The following is a 21,763-nucleotide window of genomic DNA, read 5'->3' as shown; positions in this document are numbered from 1 at the left end:
AACCTGACGATCGTCTCGTCCCGGTCGGCCTGGGTGGCCTGGTCCATGCCGGGGGCGAAGTGCAGCGCGTAGTAGAGCACGGCCGGGATGATGCCGGCGGCGCCGTTCGTGGGGGCGGTGACGACGCGGCCGCCGGAGGCGTTTTCCTCATTCACGGCCAGCGCGATCAGGTTGACCCATTCCTGCCAGTACTTCGGGTCCCGGTCCTTATCCTCCTTCATGAGCCGCTCGTGCCAGTCGGGCGCGCGGCGGCGGACCTTGAGCCCGCCGGGCAGCAGCCCAACGCGCTTGAGGCTGACCTCGACGCAGCCTTCCATCACCGAGTAGATGTGCAGCAGCCCCGCACAGATTTCGGCCTCTGTCCGGCTGTCCTCTTCGTTGATCCGCATCACCTCGCTGATGCTCAGCGAGGTCGTCCGGCAGTGTTCCAGCAGCTCGGCGGCCGTGCGGAACGGCAACGGGAGTACCTTCTTCGACTCCGCGAGTTCCTGCAGTGCCGCGTCCTCCTCGCCCTCGCGGACGATGAAGCCGCCGCCGACGGAGAAGAACGTGGCCTGGTGCAGGGTCTGGCCCCCGGCGTCGGAGACCGTGAACGTCATTCCGTTGGTGTGCCGTGGCAGGATGGTCAGCGGCCGCAGGACCATGTCCTTCACCCCATACGGCAGGGGCACAGCCCCGCCCAGCTGCAGGGTGCCGGTCTCGGCGATCGCGGCGAGCCGCTCCTCGACCTCCTCGGGGAGGATCTGCTCGGGGTGGAAGCCCTCGAGTCCGAGCAGGATGGCGGTCATGGTGCCGTGGCCGTGGCCGGTCGCGGCGAGGGAGCCGTAGAGGTCCACCCGGAGCGACGCCGCCTCTGCCAGCTTGCCGAGGGCCTTGAGTTCTTCAGCAAACACGGCGGCGGCCCGCATGGGGCCAACGGTGTGGGAACTGGATGGCCCTATTCCGATGGAAAAGAGGTCGAAGACTCCAACTGCCATGATGCGTACCTTCCGCGGAGAAAGAGAATGATGGTCAATGACTAGAGGCGGGGCTCACCGCACCGGTCCCGGCCCCCCAATGACCCTGGACCGGTGCGATGATGCGCCCATTGAGCGCTAGGCGAGGTTAGCAACCGAGGGGTAGAGCGGGTGGGCGGCGGCGAGGGCCTGGACCCGGGTGCGCAGACCGGAGAGGTCCGCGCCGGCGTCGGCGGTCAGGGCCTCGGCGATGATGTCGGCAACCTCGGCGAAGGCCGCCTCGCCGAAGCCGCGGGTGGCCAGCGCCGGGGTGCCGATCCGCAGCCCGGAGGTGACCATCGGCGGGCGCGGATCGAACGGCACGGCGTTGCGGTTGACGGTGATGTCGATGTCCGCGAGGCGGTCCTCGGCTTCCTGCCCGTTCAGCTCGCAGTTGCGCAGGTCCACCAGGACCAGGTGCACGTCGGTGCCGCCGGAGATCACGTTGATGCCCTTGGCGGTGACGTCCGGCTGGACCAGGCGCTCGGCGAGGATCCGGGCGCCGGCCAGGACGCGTTCCTGGCGCTCCCTGAACTCCTCGGACGCGGCGATCTTGAACGCCACGGCTTTGCCGGCGATGACGTGCTCCAGCGGCCCGCCCTGCTGGCCGGGGAACACCGCGGAGTTGATCTTCTTGGCGATCTCGGCGTCGTTGGACAGGATGATGCCGCCGCGCGGACCGGCAAGGGTCTTGTGCGTGGTGGAGGTGGTGACGTGCGCGTGCGGGACCGGGGACGGGTGCAGCCCGGCCGCGACCAGCCCGGCGAAGTGCGCCATGTCCACCATCAGGTAAGCCCCGACGGAGTCGGCGATCCGGCGGAACTCGGCGAAGTCGAGCTGCCGGGCGTACGCGGACCAGCCGGCAACGATCAGCGCCGGCTTGTGCTCCAGGGCCAGGGCCTCGACCTCGGCCATGTCGATCCGGTGGTCCTCTTCACGGACCTGGTACGGAATCACGTTGTAGAGCCGGCCGGAGAAGTTGATCTTCATGCCGTGCGTCAGGTGCCCGCCGTGCGCCAGGTTCAGGCCCATGATGGTGTCGCCCGGACGGATCAGGGCGTGCATCACGGAGGCGTTGGCCTGCGCACCGGAATGCGGCTGCACGTTCGCGTACCCGGCGCCGAACAGGGCCTTGACCCGGTCGATCGCGAGCTGCTCCACAACGTCCACGTGCTCGCAGCCGCCGTAGTAGCGCTTGCCCGGGTAGCCCTCGGCATACTTGTTCGTCAGCACGGAACCCTGCGCCTGCATCACGGCTTTGGCGGTGTGGTTCTCCGAGGCGATCATTTCCAGCCCGTCCCGCTGGCGGGACAGCTCGGCGTCGATCTTCGCGGCGATCTCCGGATCCAGCGCGGACAGCTCCGCGTCCAGGCTCGCGGAGACGACCTGCTCAAACGCGACGGTACCCGTCGCGGCGCTCACAGCTCGCCGCCGTTCTTGGACGCGTACTCTTCAGCCGACATCAGTGGGCCTTCTTCGGTCACGGCGACCTTGAACAGCCAGCCGGCCCCGTACGGATCGCTGTTGATCAGCGCCGGATCGGAAACGACGGCGTCATTGATCTCCACCACCTCGCCGGTGACCGGCGCGTAGAGGTCCGAGACGGACTTGGTCGACTCGACCTCGCCGCAGGTCTCCCCCGCGGTCACCGCGGAACCGACCTCGGGCAGGTCCACGTAGACGATGTCGCCCAGGGCGTCGGCGGCCACGGCCGAAATCCCAATTCCTGCAGGGCCAGATCCGTCGGCAGCAACCCACTCGTGTTCAGCGGAGTACTTCAGTTCGGCTACAACTTTGCTCATTTATCTCAATCCTTAAGTTCGTATGTGGTTTCGGCAGGCTCAGCCAGCGGCGACCGGCTACTTTTGGCGCTTGTAGAACGGCAGTGCGACGACTTCGAAAGGCTCCGTCTTGCCGCGGAGGTCAATGTCCAGGGCTGTGCCCGGTGCGGCGTGTTCGATGTCGACGTAGGCCATCGTGACCGGGTAGCCGAGGGTGGGGCTGGGCTGGCCGGAGGTGACTTCGCCGACGACGTTGCCGTCCTTGAGGACCGGGTAGTGGCTGCGGGCGGCACGGCGTCCGAGGCCCTTGAGCCCGACGAGTTTGCGGCCGGTCGTGGAGCCTGCGCCGGCTGCCTTGAGCTCGCTCAGGGCGGCCTTGCCGACGAAGTCCGACTCCTTGGCGAGCGAGACGACCGGGCCCAGGCCTGCTGCGTATGGGTTGCCTTCGCGGGAGAGTTCGTTGCCATAGAGCGGCATGCCGGCTTCCAAACGCAGCGAGTCACGGCAGGCCAGGCCGGCCGGGATGAGCCCGTGGCTGGCACCGGTTTCCAGCAGTGCTTCCCAGAGACCTGCCGCATCCTCGTTCGAGATGTAGATCTCGAAGCCGTCCTCGCCGGTGTAACCGGTGCGGGCGAGGAGCAGATCTTGTCCGTTGATCTGAACCTCAACCGCAGCGTAGTACTTCAGCTCGGTGACCAGGACATGCTGCTCGGCCGGGACCAGCGTCAGCAGGATGGCTTCGGCGTTCGGGCCCTGGACGGCGATCAGCGAGAGCTCGGCGGAAACGTCTTCCACCGTCACGTCGAACCCGCCTTCTTGGGCAGAACCGGCCCTTTCGGCCAGTGCCGCGGCCACGACCTTGGCGTTGCCTGCGTTGGGGACCACCAGGTACTTGTCCTCACCGCGGCGGTAGGAGATGAGGTCATCGATGATGCCGCCGTCTTCCTGGCAGATCAGCGAGTACTTCGCCTTGCCGACGGCCACGGCCGACAGCTTCCCGGCCAGGGCGTAGTCGAGGAACGCCGCGGCGTCCGGGCCGGTGACCCAGACTTCGCCCATGTGGGAGAGGTCGAACAGGCCCGCGGCGTTGCGGACGGCGTGGTGCTCGGCGAGTTCGGAGCTGTACTTCAGCGGCATCTGCCAGCCGCCGAAGTCCGTGAAGGAGGCGCCGGCCTTTTTGTGCTGCTCGTAGAGAGCGGTGTAGTTCTCACTCATCAGAAAATCCTTAGTTTTCGAATTCGGAAAGCGGCGGGCAGGAGCAGACCAGGTTGCGGTCTCCGGCGGCGCCGTCGATGCGTCCGACCGGCGGGAAGTACTTGTCCTGCCTGAGTGTGTGGACGGGGAATGCGGCCTGCTCACGCGGGTACTCGCGGGTCCAGTCGGTGCTGACGACGGCGGCTGCCGTGTGGGGTGCGTTGCGCAGCGGGGAGTTCTCCACCGTGAAATCGCCGTTGGAGACCTGGTCGATCTCCTGGCGGATGGTGATCATCGCCTCGATGAAGCGATCGATCTCCGCAAGGTCCTCGGACTCGGTGGGCTCCACCATGAGGGTGCCCGCCACGGGGAAGGACAGTGTGGGGGCGTGGAAGCCGAAGTCGATGAGGCGCTTGGCCACGTCCTCGGCGGTGACGCCGGTCCTGGCGGTCAGTTCACGCAGGTCCAGGATGCACTCGTGGGCCACCAGGCCGCTCTCCCCCGTGTAGAGCACCGGGAAGTGCTCATCCAGCCGGGATGCGATGTAGTTCGCCGCGAGCAGCGCGGACTTGGTCGCCTCGGTGAGGCCCTGGCCGCCCATCAACTTCACGTACGTCCAGGAGATCGGCAGCACACCTGCAGATCCGTACCGCGAAGCGGAGATGGCAACTCCCTTTCCCGGTTCGACCTTGTTCGCGTCCCCTGGCATGAACGGCGCCAGGTGCGCTTTGGCGGCCACGGGGCCAACGCCCGGTCCGCCGCCGCCGTGCGGGATGCAGAAGGTCTTGTGCAGGTTCAGGTGAGAGACGTCGCCGCCAAACTTGCCCGGCTGGGCCAGCCCGACGAGGGCGTTGAGGTTGGCGCCGTCGACGTAGACCTGGCCGCCGGCGGCGTGGATCGCGTCGCAGACCTCGCGGACGTCGGCGTCGTACACCCCGTGGGTGGACGGGTAGGTGATCATGATGCAGGACAGCGCGTCCTTGTTCGCCTCGATCTTCGCGGTCAGGTCCGCGTGGTCGATCGTGCCGTCCGAAGCCGTGGCCACCACCACGACTTTCATGCCGGCCAGCACCGCGGAGGCCGCGTTCGTGCCGTGCGCGGAGGCCGGGATGAGGCAGATGTTGCGCTGGGCCTCCCCGCGGGAGTGGTGGTAGCCGCGGATGGCCAGCAGGCCGGCGAGCTCGCCCTGGGATCCGGCGTTGGGCTGGATGGAGACCTGGTCGTAGCCTGTGATTTCGGCGAGGTCAGCTTCGAGGCCGCTGACGAGTTCCCGCCAGCCCTCGGTCTGGGAGTCCGGCGCGAAAGGGTGGATGGAGGCGAACTCCGGCCAGGAGATCGCTTCCATCTCGGCCGTGGCGTTCAGCTTCATGGTGCAGGAGCCCAGCGGGATCATGGTGCGGTCCAGGGCGAGGTCGCGGTCCGAGAGCTTGCGGATGTAGCGCAGCAGCTGGGTTTCGGAGCGGTGCGTGTTGAAGACCGGATGCTGCAGGAAGTCGGAGGTGCGCAGCACCCTCCCGGGCAGCTCGAAGCCCTTGGCCTCCACCACCGGACCGGCGCCAAAGGCGACGACGACCGCGGAGAGGACCTCCGGCGTCGTGGTTTCATCGACGGACACGCCAACTGTGTCCGCGTCGATGAGCCGCAGGTTGATGCCACGGGCCTCGGCGGCGGCGATGACCTTGGCGGCCTTGCCGGGGACGCGGACCGTGAGGGTGTCGAAGAAGGACTCACTCGCCAGTTCCCGGCCGGCGATCTTCAGCGTGGCGGCGAGGGCGCGGGTGTTGTTGTGGACGGTCTCGGCGATCGCCTTCAGTCCGTCCGGGCCGTGGTAGACGGCGTAGAACGAGGACACGATGGCCAGCAGTGCCTGCGCGGTGCAGATGTTGGACGTGGCCTTCTCGCGGCGGATGTGCTGCTCGCGGGTCTGCAGGGCCAGGCGGTACGCCGGGACGCCGGCGTTGTCTTTGGAGACGCCGACGATGCGGCCGGGGAGCGTGCGTTCCATGCCCTCGCGCACCGCCATGTACGCGGCGTGCGGGCCGCCGAAGAACAGCGGCACGCCCAGGCGCTGGGTGGAGCCGACGGCGATGTCCGCCCCCTGCTCGCCCGGAGGGGTGATCAGGGTCAGGGCAAGCAGATCCGCCGCCACGGTGACCAGTGCGCCGCGTTCTTTGGCCTCCGCGATCACGCCGGACTGGTCCCACACCCGGCCGGAAACGCCCGGCTGCTGGAGGACGAGACCGTTGATGTCGCCGTCGGGCAGACCGGCGGAGAGGTCAGCGACCTGCACCTCGAAGCCCAGCGCCTCCGCTCGGCCCCTGACGATGGCAATGGTCTGCGGGAGGCAGTCGGCGTCGAGGACGGTCTTGGCCCCGGCAGCGGACTTGTTTTTGTTGGCGCGGCGCATGAGAAGCACGGCCTCGGCAACCGCGGTGGCCTCGTCCAGGAGGGACGCATTGGCGACGGGGAGCGCGGTGAGGTCCTGGACCATGGTCTGGAAGTTCAGCAGCGCCTCGAGGCGTCCCTGGGAGATTTCCGGCTGGTACGGGGTGTAGGCGGTGTACCAGGCCGGGGCTTCGAGGATGTTGCGGCGGATCACCGGCGGGGTGACGGTGTCGTAGTAGCCCTGGCCGATCATCTGCACGGCCGTCTTGTTCTTGGAGGCGAGCTTGCGCAGTTCGGCCAGCACCTGGACTTCGCTGAGGGCGCTGTCCAGGGTGAGGGGCTTTTCCTGGCGAATGGAATCGGGGACCGCGTTGTCAACGAGGCCATCAACGCTGTCGTAGCCGACGGCCTTGAGCATGGTGTCGATGTCGGCCTGGCGGCGGGCGCCGATGTGGCGGTCTGCGAAGGTGGACGGGGACGATTGAACCGTCATGAGAGGAACTCCATAATTCAGGTGGCATCAAGACGCCACGATGATTCGGGTTCCTCCCCGCTCTGTATTGGACCTGAGAGTTTCCGTTTTGCCCTGCTGATAGCAGCGCGCCACTTGCACCGTCGGTGAGCCCGGTTGCCCGGACTGCTTTCCAGAGTTGCCTTGCCGCGGCGGTACGTGGGCCTGAGAGATTCCTGGGGAGGATTTGCTCCTACGGCGCCTGCTGAACGTACCGGCAGGACTCTCCCGCCGCAGATCATAAGCTGTGCCATTGGTCGGTGACACAGCTCACAATTTATCCGGTTCCCGGGCAGGATGCAAAATTTATTTCAATTGAGTCGCCGTTCCCGCGGACGACGGCGGGAGCTCTTCGCCGTCGTCCGCTTGCGTGGGTGAGGCGCATGAGGGCCGTGACGTTGATCCGGAACACGCGGTCCCAGAGGTCGTCGTCCACCTCGTGGATCGGACCCAGGGGGTTAGTCCATTCGGTGCATTATTCTGGACGGGATAACTTACTTTCTCGTGCGCGTCCCTCCCAGAGCGCTCATACGCTAGGAGCCTCCGTGAGCCTTCCGGATCAAGCGATGGAACAGACAGCTCCCAGCAGACCACGAAGCCTAACTCCCGCCGGGGACACGGCTTGGGGGTGGCTGATCGGGATCCTCGCAGGATTGCTCGGCTTGGGCCCTTGGCTGGTGACCGGCGCACAGCTCCCGTTGCAGAATTTGTGGGGCGCAGAGGTCGCTCCGGACCAGATGCCCGTGTCGTTACTGCCGCTGAGCCAATACGAACTCACCACGATCGTGGCCCTCCTTACCGTGGGAGGTGCGGCGGCCGGACTCGCGGTGCGCATCTGGTCTCCCGCCCGACGGCGACTGGTGACGTGGTGCGCGGCAGCCGGCGTTCTTGTGGTTCAGTGCACGGCGGCCGTCCAGTCCTTCACAGTGCTTGACGGCGGCTTGACGGGCGGAACAACGGCGAGCCTGTACTTCGCCGGGTTACTCGCGGGCGTGACCGCCTCCCTCGCTGCGGCCCTCGTGGCGCACCTGCTGCTCTGTTCGAGGTCACGGAGCCTGGCGGCATTGGCCGCCGGACTCGTGGCGGTGCCGCTCGCTTCGTGGACGGTGGAGTGGGTTGTCGGCTTCGTTGGGCACATCAACGTCCCCGTCACAGTGCCGTCAATCGCTCACTGGATTCCGGCCATCCTCGTTGGTTGCGCCCTGGCATGGTGCGGCCTGCGTCCTGCGCGGCGGACCGCGGTGTGGGCCGTGAACCTTGCGCTGTTGTGGTTGGTTCCCGCCCTGTTCATCTCGGTCAACTACGTCCTGGGGACCCGTATCCTGGCTGGCGACCTGCAGGAGATGCTGTTAATGAGTCGGCAAATCTTGGCGGTAACACTTGGACCCGAGGGCGGAGCAGCTCCCAAAATCTTGCTGGCCCTAGTCATCGCATCGGCGGGGCTGGGTGCCAAATCCATTGCCGCTCGCCGGCGACCGGACGCGCCCACCTTCCCGTCTTCGTAAAATCCGGACTCACCCGCGACGTGTGGACGTGATTGCACCAGCGGATCCGATGGTGCAATCACGGATTTGATCCCAATCCAGCGGGCGACGGCGGGACCTCCCGCCGTCGCCCGCCTGCCGTTTGGTGAGGTGCTTTACAGCGCGGACCAGCCGCCGTCGGAGGCGAGGATGGCGCCGTTGATGTTGGTGCCGTCGTCGCTGAGCAGGAACGTGATGGACGCGGCGAGCTGCGCGGCGGTGGCGGGCGTGGGGACGGTGGCCTGCATCAGCGGGCCGAGGCGTTCGGCCGCGAGCTGGGATCCCCAGGTGGCCACGATGTTGGTGATGGTGGGGCCCGGGGCCACGGCGTTGAAGCGCAGGCCCTTCGGCCCGTACATCACGGCCGAGTTCTTGGTCAGGCCCACGACGGCGTGCTTGGACGCGGTGTAGGCGGCACCGGCGGCGGACCCGCGCAGGCCGGCCTCGGAGGCGACGTTGACCACGGAGCCGGTCCCGGCGTCCAGCATCAGCGGCACCACAGCGGACAAAGGGCCGCCCTTACCTCAATGGGCTATTCAGCCAGTGAGCCCCACTCGGCAGCACTGTGCCGCCTCATGGTTACCCCCTGCAGTCGCGTAAATTCCTGCTCAAGATCCGTCAACCTTTCGAGACGTGCAGAGAGAAAACCTACAGCATCGCCGTCTTCTAGTATTCGAGGAGCTCGTCGTAATATTCCACATCGGTTCCGGCGCTTAGCGATGTGAGGTGTCGGCATCGAACCATGGGCGTTCCCCGTTGGATGTTCTCCCTCAAGCGCTCCAAATGAGAATGTCCGCCAACCGCAGCAGGCTCAACTGACGACCGTCCGGCGTTTTGGTGTTGTCGGCAAGGGGCTGCAACCAGTCCTGGTTCTCACGAATGTCTTTCCAAAGTGCCGCTCGCAGCTGCACCGATTCGGTCTTCTTCACGCCATAAAACTTTCTGACTCGAGAATCATTGATCGGAACAATTGACGGTCGACGACGGTGGAGCACCTTCGAAACGGTCACGGGAGTCCAGTTCTTCACATCTGTGGTGGCGTCGTTGGCCGCCGCAAGGCTCCCGACAGCCGCTTCGAGCGCGTCCAAGGACTCATAGGACTCCAGCGGTTTCGCCTCCTTGAGATCTCGAAGAGCCGCGTCCAACGCCAAACGCAGTCGTTGTTCAGAACCCGAGCCCTCGGCAAACAGTGGAATAACCTCCTTCCATGTCAGCCGCAAGCTCAAGAGGTTTGCCGCTAGTACGTCTCCGGCACTCAATGGAACATCCATGTCGCCCTGAACGTCGTAAGTCCAAAACGCAAAGTGACGCGCAGGATCCGTGTAATGACCAACCTTTTCAGCGGCTGTCGCCTCCAATGCAGCCAGGCTCCGAGATGACATGAATGGCGCTCCTCTGCGGATGGTGGCCCCCAAGGTGAGCGCCGATCAATCTGAACTGTAAGGGGGTGCGTGGGTTCATGATATGTCCGGCACGCCAAGCAACCCATAACCGCCTCTGGGCGCCTTCTGAGCGCAGAGTCCGCTGGCATCGGTCTTGCCCGCCTCCTGGAACCGCGTCCTCTACAACTTGGGGGAGCATTGTGTACCTGAATCATTCGGCGCACCGCATATGTCGCTGGCGTCCGATTGGTGCAATGTGCAACCCATAGAATCACATTGGTGGGATTCCGATGCCACCACCGAGTTCGACTGGCATCAGCGCGGAAATTCGATAGTGACCTAGATGGGGGAAATATGTACAGAGATGTTGGAGCCAGTTGGTGGAAGGTGGACTTCCACGCCCACTCACCAGCTTCGTTTGATTACGGTGCGGAGAAGGAAGGGGGCTCGAACGCAAACAAACCAACCTTCGTGGAATGGCTCCAGACCTACATGGACGCCGGTATCGATGCCATCGTAATAACCGACCACAACTCTGCCGAAGGCATAGATCAGGCACGCGAAGCTCTCAAGGCCATGCGCCCAGCCGAAGGACCAAGACTGGAATCGGCTCCCCCGAGTACATATCGTGAAATCGCGCTGCTTACCGGTGTCGAAATCACCGTTGCCACCGGAATCCACCTTCTCGGTGTGTTCGACACGGACACCCAACCAAGCGTCGTCACGAAGGTCCTCACCCTCGCAGGCTATGACGGTAAATACGGACATAGCCGCGAAGCAGCACCGAAGTCGATCAGCGACGTAGCGCGAATTATTCATGACAACGGCGGCCTCGCTATCCCAGCACATGCCGACGGTCCCGCTGGACTCCTGGGCCAGACTTCCACCGGACTGGCGGAGGTCGAGAAGAATGCTCCAATCTTCGCAATTGAGACTACCGACCCAGAAACCAAGTTTGACCTGGCCGGTTTCCGAAAGTTGGTCCGCGTTCTAGGATCTGACGCGCACCATCTTGATGGAAGCGCGTGCCCCGCGGAAGAAACGGCTAAGTACCCCGGCACCCACTTCACTTGGGTAAAAATGGAAAACCCTTCGCTTGCGGGCATTCGCAACGCGCTCTCTGACGGACCGAATGCAATCAGGCCCTCTGACTCCCACGGGAATATGGCCGATAGCCCGCACGCACGCATCACTGGAATAAAATTCGGTGATACCGAGCTGAAGTTCAATCCGTGGCTGAATACAATCATCGGCGGCCGAGGTGTTGGAAAATCCACCGCGGTTGAACTGATTCGAGTTGCTTTAGATCGCTTTGGGGAGCTCCCTTCGGAGCTTGCGGATGACCTTCAGTGGTTTTCTCCACATGGAAGGACGAGCGGCGAGCACCGCGCGTGGTCGAAGCAGGGCCCTCCAGAAGTGACCTACCTCAAGGACGGCCACACGTATCGAATCTCATGGGATGAGACGCAGGGGACCAAAGTCGGAGAGATTTGTGACGGATCCTGGAAGGACGTACCTGGCGACATCAAGACTAGATTCCCTATAAGAATTTACAGTCAAAAACAGATTTTCGAACTTGCTAAAGAGCCGCAGGCACTTCTCGGAATTATTGACGCAGCGCCTGAAGTTAACTTTGCATCCTGGTCGAGTGAAAATCAGCGAATCCGAGATGAGTACCGCAAGCTGGTCGCTGAGGCAGACGGCTACCGCGACCTGATTGCGGACGGCGCCCGAATTGCTGGTCAGATCCAGGACCTTGAACGTCGAATTTCTGCTGCCGAGACACTTTCAACTTCGCCGGAAGTCCTTGAACTCCGAAAACTTCAAGATGTCGCTGCGGTTCTGAACCGAGCCTTGGATGAGTCGCAGGAATTCGCCGCACTGATTCAAGGGCTCCAGAGTAAACTTCAGATTTCCCCGGCTCTTCAGGACAGCGTCCTCAAGGAAGATGAGACTCTCGCTGACGCTGTAGACGCAAGCCTCCTCGCCATGTCCGATACTTGCAATTTCATCGAAGCGTTGAATAAACAGATCGACAATACGCTCAGTGGATTACGAGAAGCAGCGAAAAACGCCGATCTTGTGGGTCGCGTAGCGCGCATCCAGCAACGGATAGCCGACGAAGCCGGAGGGCAGTCATCAGTATCCCTACTTGAGACTCTGACCCAAGTCTCCGCATGGACGGACCAGGCGAATGAGGCACGCAAAGAACAAGCCGACATCGACCAGGCGAAAAAGTTGCTCGCTGATATCGAACCGAAAATCCGGGAACAACGAGCGGCTCTTGTACGAAGTCGGCAGGATCTATCGCTTCGTCGATCTGAATACTTAGCTTCACTGGAGGCTTCGACTCCGAACGTAGAAGTTCGACTTCACTCCATGGGCAACAGTTCGGAGCTGGAGATCAACTGGCGACGACTCCTGAAAAAGGAGTCAGCCTTCGAAAAGGCCTTTAGTGCAGAGGGTTTCTTCAAAGGCATCCCTGACGGTCGAGCTCCGCAATTTGCCATAAAAGTTGAGGGGCTCAAGAAGGCAACTATCGATCTAGCCGGCGGCAGCGAGGTTGAGTCTCTTTTCAATGGCAAAAAAATCGACGGAAGGCTAGTTGATCACATCCGGAGCCTGTCTCGGTCCGACTTGCACGAGATCGACACGTGGTTTCCCGAGGATTCAGTCCACGTGCGATACAAGTCCGACGACAAATCTCCCTGGAGCCCCATTTCCGAGGGGTCCCCTGGACAACGAACGGCAGCGCTGCTTGCCTTCGTTCTAAGCATGGGAACGGAGCCGCTCATTCTGGACCAACCGGAAGACGATCTCGAGAACCAGCTCATCTATTCCTTGGTTGTTGGCACCTTGCGCTCAATCAAAAATTGCCGTCAAGTCATCGTGGTCACCCACAACGCGAACATTGTGGTGAACGGAAACGCTGAGAACGTCATCGTCCTCCAAAGATCCGCTCAAACGACATCCATCCATGCGACTGGAGCACTTGAAAGAAAGGATGTCCGAAGCGCTGTATGCCAGATCATGGAAGGCGGTGAGGCCGCATTTACCAAGCGATTTGAACGTTTGGGAATCAAGCTTCCTTCGCATATTGGCGCACTGCACTAACCCTTTCGTGATACGGGGGCCGGGTCGAACGGCCTGGCCCTCGTCGTCGGCAGTTCACTGAGCCAGGCTGCGGATGGGGCCCTCGTGAGCCGCAGGGTCTCGTCAGCCAATCGGCATGGGGCCGACATCAACATGGCAAGATCGTTTCCTACCGCCTTCGGCTGAGACCGATGAGGCGAACCTGTCGCACTCCGGATCATCAACTTGAGAACCAACCCCTGAGCGCCTTCGCCCCTTAGACCTCCGCCACCGGAGCCGCGAACTGCGCCGCGTACAGCGCGGCGTACGCCCCGCCGGCCTCCAACAATGAGGCATGCGTCCCCTGCTCCACGATCTGCCCGGCCTCCATCACCAGGATGAGGTCGGCGTCGCGGATGGTGGAGAGCCGGTGGGCAATGACAAACGACGTCCGGTCGGACCGCAGCGCACTCATCGCCTTCTGCACCAGCACTTCAGTCCGGGTGTCCACCGAGCTCGTGGCCTCGTCCAGGATCAGCACGGACGGGCGGGCCAGGAACGCCCGGGCGATGGTCAGCAGCTGCTTCTCGCCGGCGGAGACGTTGCCGCCTTCGTCATCGAGCACGGTGTCGTAGCCCTCCGGCAGGGACCGGACGAAACGGTCCACGTACGTCGCCCGGGCGGCCTCCAGGATCTCGTCCTCCGAGGCGCCGGGCCGGCCGTAGGCGATGTTGTCCCGGATGGTCCCGCCGAACAGCCAGGTGTCCTGCAGCACCATGCCCATCCGCGAGCGCAGCCCGTCGCGGGTCATCGCGGTGACGTCCACGCCGTCGAGCGTGATCCGCCCGGAGTCGAGCTCGTAGAAGCGCATCATCAGGTTCACCAGGGTGGTCTTGCCCGCGCCCGTCGGACCCACAATGGCCACCGTCTGCCCCGGCTCAGCCACCAGGCTCAGGTCAGTGATCAGCGGCTTGTCCGGCGAGTAGGCGAAGGAGACGTCCTCGAACACCAGCCGCCCCCGGCCCCCATTCGGCGCGACAGCCGGGACAGGATCCGGCCCCTGCTCCTCGGTGTCCAGCAGCTCAAACACCCGTTCGGCCGAGGCCACACCGGACTGCAACAGGTTCGCCATGGACCCCAGCTGGGCCAGGGGCTGGGTGAACTGCCGGGAGTACTGGATAAACGCCTGCACATCTCCCAGCTGCATCGCCCCGGAGGCCACCTGCAGCCCGCCCACCACGGCGATCCCCACGTAGACCAGGTTCCCGATGAACGTCATGGCCGGCATGATCAGGCCGGAAATGAACTGCGCGCCGAAGCTCGCCTGGTACAGCTCCGCGTTCTTCTGCCGGAACCGCTCCTCCACCTCGCGCTGCCGGCCGAACACCTTCACCAGCGCGTGCCCGGTGTAGGTCTCCTCGATCTGCCCGTTCAGCTCGCCGGTGTGCCTCCACTGGGCCACGAACAGCTTCTGCGAGCGCTTGGCGATCACCGCCGTCGTCACGAGGGTCAGCGGAATGGTCACCAGCGCAATCAGCGCCAGCGTGGGTGAGAGCAGGACCATCATCACCAGCACCCCGGCCACGGTCAGCACCGAGGTCACGGCCTGGCTGATGGACTGCTGCAGGCTCTGGGAGATGTTGTCGACGTCGTTGGTCACCCGGCTGAGCAGCTCGCCGCGCTGCACGGAGTCGAAGTAGCGCAGCGGCAGCTTATTGATCTTCGCCTCGATCCGCTCGCGCAGCCGGAAGACCGTACGCTGCACGACGCCGTTGAGGATGTACGCCTGCATCCAGCCGAACACCGACGCCAGCACGTACAGCACCAGCGCCCACAGCAGCACGGTGGCCAGCGCGGTGAAGTCGATCCCGGCGCCAGGGGTCAGCGTCATGGCGCTGAGCATGTCCGCCTGCTGGGTCTGCCCGGCGGCGCGCATCTGGGCGATCACCTGGTCCTGGGTCTCCCCGGGCGGCAGCTGCTTGGACACAACGCCGGCGAAGATCAGGTTGGTGCCTTCGCCCAGCAGCCGGGGCCCGATCACCGAGAACGTCACCCCGACGACGGCGAGCACCAGGACCAGCGTCAGCCACAGCCTTTCGGGCCGCAGCTCCCCCAGCAGCCGCCGGGCGGAGGGCCAGAAGTTCATGGCCTTCTCGGCCGGGATGTTCATCCCGGCGAACGGGCCGCCGCGGCCGGGTCCGCCCGCCGGGCGGGGAATCCGCATGGGGGTTTGCGCCGCGGGAGCCCCAGTAGTCCCGGGCGCCCCCGGCGTCCCGGTGGCAGGAGCGGCGGCGGGGGCCGGCGTCGGCGCCTTGTCGGTGCGGCTCATGCTGCCTCCTCCGCTGCGAGCTGGGAGTTCACAATCTCCTGGTATGTCTCCGATGCCTCCAGCAGTTCCTCGTGCGTGCCGTGCGCGACGATCCTGCCGCGTTCGAGCACCAGGATCTGGTCCGCGTCCACAATGCTGGAGACCCGCTGGGCGATGATCACCATGGTGGCCCCGGCGGTGTGCTGTTTGAGTGCCTGCCGCAGCCGGGCGTCCGTGGCGGTGTCCAGCGAGGAGAAGGAGTCGTCAAAGATGTAAAGCTCTGGCTGTTTCACGAGCGCCCGGGCGATCGCGAGCCGCTGCCGCTGGCCGCCGGAGACGTTGGTGCCGCCCTGCGAGATCGGTGCATCCAGTCCGCCCTCCAGCTCCTCCACAAAATCCTGCGCCTGCGCAATCCTCAGGGCCCGCCAGAGCTCGTCCTCGGTGGCGTCGGGTTTGCCGTAGAGCAGGTTGCTGCGCACCGTGCCGGAGAACAGGTAGGGCTTTTGCGGGACCAGGCCGATGTGCCCCCACAGCAGGTCCGGGTGGAGCTCGCGGACGTCCACGCCGTCAATCCGGACCGAGCCGGAGGTCGCGTCAAAGAGCCGCGGCATCAGGTTCACCAGGGTGGTCTTGCCGGAACCGGTGCTGCCGATGATCGCCGTCGTCTGCCCCGCACGGGCGGTGAAGTTCACGTCCTGGAGCACCGGCTGCTCGGCACCCGGGTAGGCGAACCCGACGTCGCGCATCTCCAGCTCACCGCGGGCCGCCCGGCCGGCCGCGCGCGAGACCGGGCGCAGCGGCGGCCGGACGCTGGATTCGGTCCCGAGCACCTCGCCGATCCGGTCCCCGGACACGGCGGCGCGCGGGATCATGATCGCCATGAACGTGGCCATCATGACGGACATCAGGATCTGCATCAGGTAGCTCAGGAACGCGATCATGGTGCCCACCTGCATGGAGCCGTCCTCGATCCGGAACGCGCCGAACCAGATCACGGCCGTGCTGGAGACGTTGAGGACCAGCATCACGGTGGGGAACGCGAGCGCCATGAGCCGGCCGGCGCGCAGCGCGGTGTCCGTGACGTCCTCGTTGGCGCGGGCAAAGCGGGCGGTCTCCACGTCCTCCCGGACGAAGGCCCGCACCACGCGGATGCCGGTGAGCTGTTCGCGCAGCACCCGGTTGACGGTGTCGATCCGGGCCTGCATCACCCGGAACAGCGGCACCATCCGGAAAATGATCGAACCCACCGCGGCCAGCAGCACGGGGACGCTGACGGCGATCAGCCAGGACAGCTGCACGTCGTTGGTGGAGCGGGTGATGAGGCTGGGCGGGCCGAACCGGGTGACTTCCTGCTCGGAAAACGCGGCCACCCGGCTGAAGATGGCACCCCGGACGTCCCGGCCCAGCGCCATCGCGGCCTTCGCCCCGAAGTACACGGCCACGACGGTGCAGATGACCTGCAATAGGGTAACCGCCAGCATGAGCCCGCCGATGCGCAGGATGTACTCGGTGTCGCCCTTCGCCACGCCCTGATCGATGATGTCCGCGTTCAGGGTGGGCAGGTACAGCGAAGCAATGGACGCCGCCAGTTGGAAGACGACGACGGCGAGCAGCAGCCGCCGCTGCGGCCTCAGGTATTCGACGAGCAGTTTCCAGAGCATCCGGTCTCCACTTTCACGCTGCTTCACGCACTGTTTGGCGCGCGGTTCACACACGGTGATTTGGAGGTCAGTTTACGTCCGGAGGCTGGGAGCAGAGGGGGTTCCTCTCAGGGCGGATTGGGGGTGCGTTTGGTGGGCGTTGCATACGGGGCCGATGGCCGCGATGTGGCGCGCGTCGACGTCGTCTAAGAATGCAACCAAAAGCTCGAATGGTGGAGGCTACTTTGGCTCGGCGACGAAGTCAGCGATCTGAGCGTTCCGTGCACCCACGAACTCGAGGCTGGCTTGCCGGTAGAGCAGATACTCATCGAGGGTCTTTGGTATGGCACGAGTCGTGAAATCGGCGAACGGCAGGAAGAACCGGACGCTGGCGTAGTCCTCCGTTACCAGGTCCTGGAGCAGAAAGAAGTCCACGTAGCCACGGAAGTCGCCAAACAAGCCGAAGAACTCGGGGTATAGCTCCAAGGTGTCGGCCAGCGGGCTGGACTGGCGGAGATAGTGACGCCGGATGCACTCGAGAGTCAGGTCAAACCGGTCGGCGATGCGGGGGTGAGTGCCTCGGCGCTGATTGATCGTCTGCTTGTTGTTGACCCTGTTGCCCGGGAAAACGATCATCCCGCCGATGGTGTAGCCCTGCCGGCTAAAGGCTTCCTGCTCTGCCTCCGGAATGTGCGCCATGATCGAAGCGGCCCTTGGGTGCCGGCAGAAGGTCCGAATGATCGCGTCACTCGACAGAAAGAATCGGCCCAAGTCGGACTCGTGATAGAGGTATCGGTTGGGGTTGTTTACGTCCAGGTCGAACAGCGCACCATTCGGCACGGGCCTGCCCCAGAGCCTCCGATGGGTACTGCGGAGGGCTGGGCTAAACCTATCCGGATCTTTGCCTGTGGGCGTGTCGGAACGGAAGTCGAAGGTTACGTCGATCTCTTTCGGATCGCCCACGTCAGCCGGGCCGTCCTGGAAGACGGGCGGCTGTCGCGCACTACGGCACGAGGCTGCAATCTTCGCCGCCCACTCCAAGGCCGCCTCGTACGAGGGCAGCTCCAGCACCACGATGCTTCCATGGAACTGCGCAGTCTGCGGGTAAGTACCCGCGCGGACGCTCCCGTCGGCGTCGTCCATGACGGGCGGAATGCTCTCATCGATGCCGCCGCCGGACACCCAGACGCCCGCGTCCTTCGCCTCCTGGACAACCGCGTGCGCCGCCTCCGTTGCGGCCCGCAACTCTTCCTCGGGGACAACCCTGGCGGCACTCGGAAACGAGATCTGATACTTGGTCATTCGGGTGGACTCCCTCTTCGCAGCACGGCTGTCGCGTTCATCCTCGCCGATGCCACCGCGCCGCACAAGACTGCAGGTCGGAGCAACCCGACCGTGGCTCATCCGCTTTGCCTGCTTGCCCGGCCGGCCTGCTTGCCGGGCCTGCGGCCCGGGTGTAGCTTGATCCGGATGCTGCGCATTGGCTCAATCGTCATCCGGGTGGACAACCTCGAACGCCAGATGAGTTTCTGGCAGGCCGCCCTGGGCTACGAGCCCCGCTACGAGCCCGACGGCGACTTCGTGATCCTCCAGCCGCCGGGCGGGGTGGGCACCTGCGTCTCCCTGGACCGCGTCCCCGCGGCCGTCCAGATTCCCCCGCGCCTGCACCTGGACCTCTACACGGACACCCAGGACGCCGAGGTGCAGCGCCTCCTGGGCCTGGGCGCCACCCGAGTCGAATGGAGCAAACGGCCAGCGGACGCCGACTACGTGATCCTGGCCGATCCGGAGGGCAACAGGTTCTGCGTGGTGGACACCGCCGGGAGCCCTTGAAACCTGTTGCTTCGCGAGGGAACGGTGTGCCAGCCTCGAAGTGATCCCGTCGCCGCGGCGACGACGGGCGACGGAGAAGGAGCACGGCATGGGACTGATCCATATCGACCTGTTCACCACTCTCGACGGCGTTGCGCAGGCGCCCGGCGGCCCGGACGAGGACACCGACAGCGGGTTCGAGTTTGGCGGCTGGCAGGCGCCCCTCATTGACGAGGTGGTCGGCGGGCAGGTCACCTCCGGGATGACGGGGATGGACGCGCTGCTGCTCGGGCGCCGGACCTACGACATTTTCGCCGGGTACTGGCCGCACGCCAACGGTGAGATCGCGCGGCTGTTCAACCGCATCCCGAAATATGTGGCATCGCGCCAGTCGCCGGCCCTCGAGTGGGCCGACTCCACGCTCCTCGGTCCCGATATCGTCGCCGCCGTGCGCGAACTGCGCGACCGGCACGAGAACATCCACGTCATCGGCAGCCTCGACTTCGTGCAGACCCTGTTTGCCGAGCGGCTCTTCGACCGACTCACGCTCTGGGTGTATCCGATCCTCCTCGGCGGCGGAAAGAAGGTCTTCGCGGACGGGGTGGTTCCGACGAACCTCAGGCTCATCGAGCCGGTCGTCGCCTCACCGAAGGGCGCGGTGCTGCAGCGCTACGCGCTCGCCGACGGCACACCTGGCGTCGGCGACATGTCGGCCGTGACCCAGGAGGGCTAAAGCGACACGCCCTGGGCGGTGGCCCGCGACCGATTAGCCGTTCAGCACCACGTTCACCGGCGGCTCGCCCGCCAGCATGATCTCGATCTGCCGCTGCAGCAGCCGGCCCATCCGCGGGCGCATCGCCGAGCTCGCGCCGCCCACGTGCGGGCTGATGATGACGCCCGGGGTCCGCCAGAGCGGGTGGTCCTGCGGCAAGGGTTCGGGATCGGTGACGTCCAGCGCGGCGCGGATCCGGCCGGAGGCGGTGTGGCGGACCAGGGCCTCCGTGTCCGCCACCGGGCCGCGGGCCACGTTCACCACCAGGGCGCCGTCCGGCATGGCCGCGAGGAAGGCGTCATCAATCAGGTGCCGGGTGGAGTCGCTGAGCGGAACCGCCACCACCACGATGTCGTGCTCCGGCAGGAGCGTGTGCAGCTCGGCGATGCCGTGGATCCGGCCTCGGCCATCGGTCCGTTCGGTGCTGGCCACCCGGGTCACGGTGGTCTCGAACGGCAGCAGCCGGTCTTCGATCGCCTTGCCCACCCCGCCGTAGCCAACGATCAGGACGCGGCGGTCGGCCAGGCTGGCCGTGGGCCGGGCGTCCCACCGTCCGTCCTGCTGGTTCTGGATCAGGCGGGGCAGTTCGCGCTGGCTGGCGAGGATCAGGGCGAGGGCCAGCTCCGCGGTGGAGGTCTCGTGCACGCCGGACGCGTTGGCGAAGACCCGCCCGGCCGGCAGGAACTCCGCCACGCCGTCGTACCCGATCGACTGGCTCTGCACCAGGGCCGTGTCCACCGCTGCCAGGCTCCGCAGGACCTCCGGGCCGCCCATGTACGGCGGGACCACGATGTCGATCCGCGGCAGGGGCGGCTCACCGGCGAGGTCCCACTCCAGGACGGTGACGTCCGGGTGCGGCTGAAGATACTCACGCAGCGCGGCGTCCGGCAGGCTGACAGTAATTTTCCGGGTCATGAATGCCAGCGTAGTGGACCCGCATCCGGGATTTTTGTACCACTTGGGCCGCGCGCCGCGCGCTCCGTGGACTTCGCCCCTGGCCCGGCCTAACGTCGGAGGCACCACCCAGTCGAGTCCGGAAAGGCCCACGTACATGACGAATCCGGGCCCCCGGCCGGCCGCTCCCAACCACCGCAGGAACGTGGTGCTCGTCTGGGCCGCCGCCGTGCTGGTGCTGGTCGCCGTCGTGGTCCTCGGCGCGATCCGCACCGCACCCGGCAGCGATTCCCACACCCGTGACTTCCTGACCCGCGACTTCCTGACCGGTGACGTCCTGACCGTCGCCCGGCAGCAGGAGCCGGCGGAGACCGCACCGGCAGCCCCGGCGGCCGCCGCCGTCGACCTTCCCGCCGAGATGCAGCGGATCATCGGCGCGCACCCCGACCACCGGATCGGCGTCGCCGTGCTGGACACCCGCGACGGCCAGCTGCAGAGCTACGGCGACGTGGCACCCTACACGGCGGCGAGCACCGCGAAGGTCCTGACGGCCGCCGCCTACTACCACCTCGTGGAAACCGGCGATAAGTCACTCGATGCTCCCCTGGGCGCGTTCAATGCCGCGTTCCAGCTCAAAGCCATGATCAACACCAGCAGCGACGACTCATGGCTCCTGCTGATGCGGGACATCGGCTACCCCAACCTCACCGCCTACGCCGCCACCCTCGGCATCACCTACGATCCCGAACAAAACCTGCTGGCCCCGACGGACATGGCGCGGCTCCTGGCGCAGCTCACCACGGGCAAGCTGCTCAACGCCGATCACACCGCGGAGCTGCTCGGCTACATGCAGCACACCAATGACGAGGACCTCATCCCGGCCGCCGTCGCGCCCGGCATCACGGTCCACCACAAGTACGGCGTGGTGCAGGGCTACGTCCACGACGCCGCCCTGCTCAGCGCCGGGGACCGCTCCTACGCGGTGGTCATCTACACGTGGGGCCCGGACGACGCCGACAGTGCGGACCGCCTGGACCTCATCCACGACCTGACTCACCAGCTCACCGGCGCGCTTTTTGGGCAATAACGGGCCGGCAGGGGCCCGCTCCTGCGAGTGAGCTGTTAACAGGCTGAAAATCAACCGATCAGAGGTGGCGCAGGCTCCATTACGGGGGCAGGATGAAAGAAGCGGGAATAGTCTCAGCCGCAGCTGCCCGATGGAACCCCACGCCGTGGGGCCGTCCTCTGGAGGAGCACCAGATGTCCATTCCTTCTGAATCAAGAACGTTCAGTCGCCCCGACGCAGGGGCCTCTTGTCCAGCGCGCGGTCCCGCACGGGCCGCGGCGCCGCCCTGACGGGTCCGCGCCAGCTCAACCGCCGGCCCCACACAACGGGGCACGGGTGCGGCCCGCACTCCGGGCTGATCGAGGCTGCTGGGGCCCCGGAATTCCTCCCAGTCACATGTAGGAGACGCCGCAGTATTGGAGCAGGCC

At 65.3% G+C, this 21,763-nt stretch carries 15 protein-coding genes, 1 pseudogene and 2 riboswitches; of the genes and pseudogenes, 5 read left to right on the top strand and 11 right to left on the bottom strand.

Going from position 1 to position 21,763, the window contains the following annotated elements; genetic code table 11:
* The 5 genes from AC1DKN_RS20530 to gcvP all read right to left on the bottom strand — a co-directional run.
* On the bottom strand, positions 1–977 hold a 977-nt coding region (locus AC1DKN_RS20530), incomplete at its 3' end, for an L-serine ammonia-lyase (RefSeq protein ID WP_476872351.1).
* Between the two features lie 117 nt (positions 978–1,094).
* Entirely contained in the window at positions 1,095–2,417 is a 1,323-nt protein-coding gene (gene glyA / locus AC1DKN_RS20525) for a serine hydroxymethyltransferase (RefSeq protein WP_476872350.1), read from the bottom strand.
* Positions 2,414–2,797: a glycine cleavage system protein GcvH gene (gene gcvH, locus AC1DKN_RS20520; RefSeq protein WP_223913460.1), complete on the bottom strand. Its 384-nt coding sequence runs from the start codon at positions 2,795–2,797 to the stop codon at positions 2,414–2,416. The genes glyA and gcvH overlap by 4 nt, the downstream gene beginning before the upstream one ends.
* Before the next feature lie 57 nt (positions 2,798–2,854).
* Positions 2,855–3,991 (bottom strand): glycine cleavage system aminomethyltransferase GcvT, encoded by a 1,137-nt coding sequence (gene gcvT, locus AC1DKN_RS20515; protein ID WP_476872349.1) that lies wholly within the window; start codon positions 3,989–3,991, stop codon positions 2,855–2,857.
* 10 nt (positions 3,992–4,001) lie between these two features.
* Positions 4,002–6,848, bottom strand: a complete 2,847-nt coding sequence (gene gcvP / locus AC1DKN_RS20510; RefSeq protein WP_476872348.1) for an aminomethyl-transferring glycine dehydrogenase — start codon at positions 6,846–6,848, stop codon at positions 4,002–4,004.
* 52 nt (positions 6,849–6,900) lie between these two features.
* Positions 6,901–7,008, bottom strand: a riboswitch (glycine riboswitch).
* Between the two features lies 1 nt (position 7,009).
* Positions 7,010–7,107, bottom strand: a riboswitch (glycine riboswitch).
* A gap of 436 nt (positions 7,108–7,543) precedes the next feature.
* Here gcvP and AC1DKN_RS20505 point away from each other — a divergent pair.
* Positions 7,544–8,371: a hypothetical protein gene (locus tag AC1DKN_RS20505; protein ID WP_476872347.1), complete on the top strand. Its 828-nt coding sequence runs from the start codon at positions 7,544–7,546 to the stop codon at positions 8,369–8,371.
* Between the two features lie 134 nt (positions 8,372–8,505).
* Here AC1DKN_RS20505 and AC1DKN_RS20500 read toward each other — a convergent pair.
* Positions 8,506–8,892: pseudogene (locus AC1DKN_RS20500) on the bottom strand (SDR family oxidoreductase); the annotation flags it as partial.
* Between the two features lie 267 nt (positions 8,893–9,159).
* Entirely contained in the window at positions 9,160–9,771 is a 612-nt protein-coding gene (locus AC1DKN_RS20495) for a DUF6308 family protein (RefSeq protein ID WP_476872346.1), read from the bottom strand.
* A gap of 354 nt (positions 9,772–10,125) precedes the next feature.
* On the opposite strand from AC1DKN_RS20495, the gene AC1DKN_RS20490 reads away from it, so the two are divergent.
* Positions 10,126–12,885: a TrlF family AAA-like ATPase gene (locus tag AC1DKN_RS20490; protein ID WP_476872345.1), complete on the top strand. Its 2,760-nt coding sequence runs from the start codon at positions 10,126–10,128 to the stop codon at positions 12,883–12,885.
* A gap of 235 nt (positions 12,886–13,120) precedes the next feature.
* Here AC1DKN_RS20490 and AC1DKN_RS20485 read toward each other — a convergent pair whose 3' ends face one another.
* From AC1DKN_RS20485 to AC1DKN_RS20475, 3 genes are all read right to left on the bottom strand, one after another.
* On the bottom strand, positions 13,121–15,172 hold the full coding sequence (locus tag AC1DKN_RS20485) for an ABC transporter ATP-binding protein (RefSeq protein ID WP_476872344.1): 2,052 nt from the start codon (positions 15,170–15,172) through the stop codon (positions 13,121–13,123).
* Entirely contained in the window at positions 15,169–16,812 is a 1,644-nt protein-coding gene (locus tag AC1DKN_RS20480; RefSeq protein WP_476872343.1) for an ABC transporter ATP-binding protein, read from the bottom strand. Before AC1DKN_RS20480 ends, AC1DKN_RS20485 begins: the two co-directional genes overlap by 4 nt.
* 219 nt (positions 16,813–17,031) lie before the next feature.
* Positions 17,032–18,093, bottom strand: a complete 1,062-nt coding sequence (locus tag AC1DKN_RS20475) for a YciI family protein (RefSeq protein ID WP_476872342.1) — start codon at positions 18,091–18,093, stop codon at positions 17,032–17,034.
* A 168-nt stretch (positions 18,094–18,261) separates the two neighbouring features.
* Between AC1DKN_RS20475 and AC1DKN_RS20470 the strand changes: the two genes are divergently transcribed.
* Positions 18,262–18,624, top strand: a complete 363-nt coding sequence (locus AC1DKN_RS20470) for a VOC family protein (protein WP_476872341.1) — start codon at positions 18,262–18,264, stop codon at positions 18,622–18,624.
* Positions 18,625–18,712: 88 nt separating this feature from the next.
* Positions 18,713–19,336 (top strand): dihydrofolate reductase family protein, encoded by a 624-nt coding sequence (locus AC1DKN_RS20465; RefSeq protein WP_476872340.1) that lies wholly within the window; start codon positions 18,713–18,715, stop codon positions 19,334–19,336.
* Between the two features lie 33 nt (positions 19,337–19,369).
* Here AC1DKN_RS20465 and AC1DKN_RS20460 read toward each other — a convergent pair whose 3' ends face one another.
* Entirely contained in the window at positions 19,370–20,290 is a 921-nt protein-coding gene (locus tag AC1DKN_RS20460) for a 2-hydroxyacid dehydrogenase (RefSeq protein ID WP_476872339.1), read from the bottom strand.
* A gap of 136 nt (positions 20,291–20,426) precedes the next feature.
* Between AC1DKN_RS20460 and AC1DKN_RS20455 the strand changes: the two genes are divergently transcribed.
* Complete coding sequence (locus tag AC1DKN_RS20455; RefSeq protein WP_476872338.1) at positions 20,427–21,356, top strand: serine hydrolase; 930 nt, start codon at positions 20,427–20,429, stop codon at positions 21,354–21,356.
* Positions 21,357–21,763 lie beyond the last annotated feature (407 nt).

It is taken from the genome of Arthrobacter sp. 01N444, from assembly GCF_056399305.1.
Note: the sequence above shows the minus strand (reverse complement) of the source record. Positions and strands in the feature narration are given on the sequence as shown.

Coding starts and splice junctions, on each gene's coding strand:
- AC1DKN_RS20490 (WP_476872345.1), top strand. CDS start 10,126: ATGTACAGAGATGTTGGAGCCAGTTGGTGGAAGGTGGACTTCCACGCC.
- gcvT (WP_476872349.1), bottom strand. CDS start 3,991: ATGAGTGAGAACTACACCGCTCTCTACGAGCAGCACAAAAAGGCCGGC.
- AC1DKN_RS20455 (WP_476872338.1), top strand. CDS start 20,427: ATGACGAATCCGGGCCCCCGGCCGGCCGCTCCCAACCACCGCAGGAAC.
- gcvH (WP_223913460.1), bottom strand. CDS start 2,797: ATGAGCAAAGTTGTAGCCGAACTGAAGTACTCCGCTGAACACGAGTGG.
- AC1DKN_RS20485 (WP_476872344.1), bottom strand. CDS start 15,172: ATGAGCCGCACCGACAAGGCGCCGACGCCGGCCCCCGCCGCCGCTCCT.
- AC1DKN_RS20480 (WP_476872343.1), bottom strand. CDS start 16,812: ATGCTCTGGAAACTGCTCGTCGAATACCTGAGGCCGCAGCGGCGGCTG.
- AC1DKN_RS20495 (WP_476872346.1), bottom strand. CDS start 9,771: ATGTCATCTCGGAGCCTGGCTGCATTGGAGGCGACAGCCGCTGAAAAG.
- gcvP (WP_476872348.1), bottom strand. CDS start 6,848: ATGACGGTTCAATCGTCCCCGTCCACCTTCGCAGACCGCCACATCGGC.
- AC1DKN_RS20470 (WP_476872341.1), top strand. CDS start 18,262: ATGCTGCGCATTGGCTCAATCGTCATCCGGGTGGACAACCTCGAACGC.
- AC1DKN_RS20460 (WP_476872339.1), bottom strand. CDS start 20,290: ATGACCCGGAAAATTACTGTCAGCCTGCCGGACGCCGCGCTGCGTGAG.
- AC1DKN_RS20475 (WP_476872342.1), bottom strand. CDS start 18,093: ATGACCAAGTATCAGATCTCGTTTCCGAGTGCCGCCAGGGTTGTCCCC.
- AC1DKN_RS20465 (WP_476872340.1), top strand. CDS start 18,713: ATGGGACTGATCCATATCGACCTGTTCACCACTCTCGACGGCGTTGCG.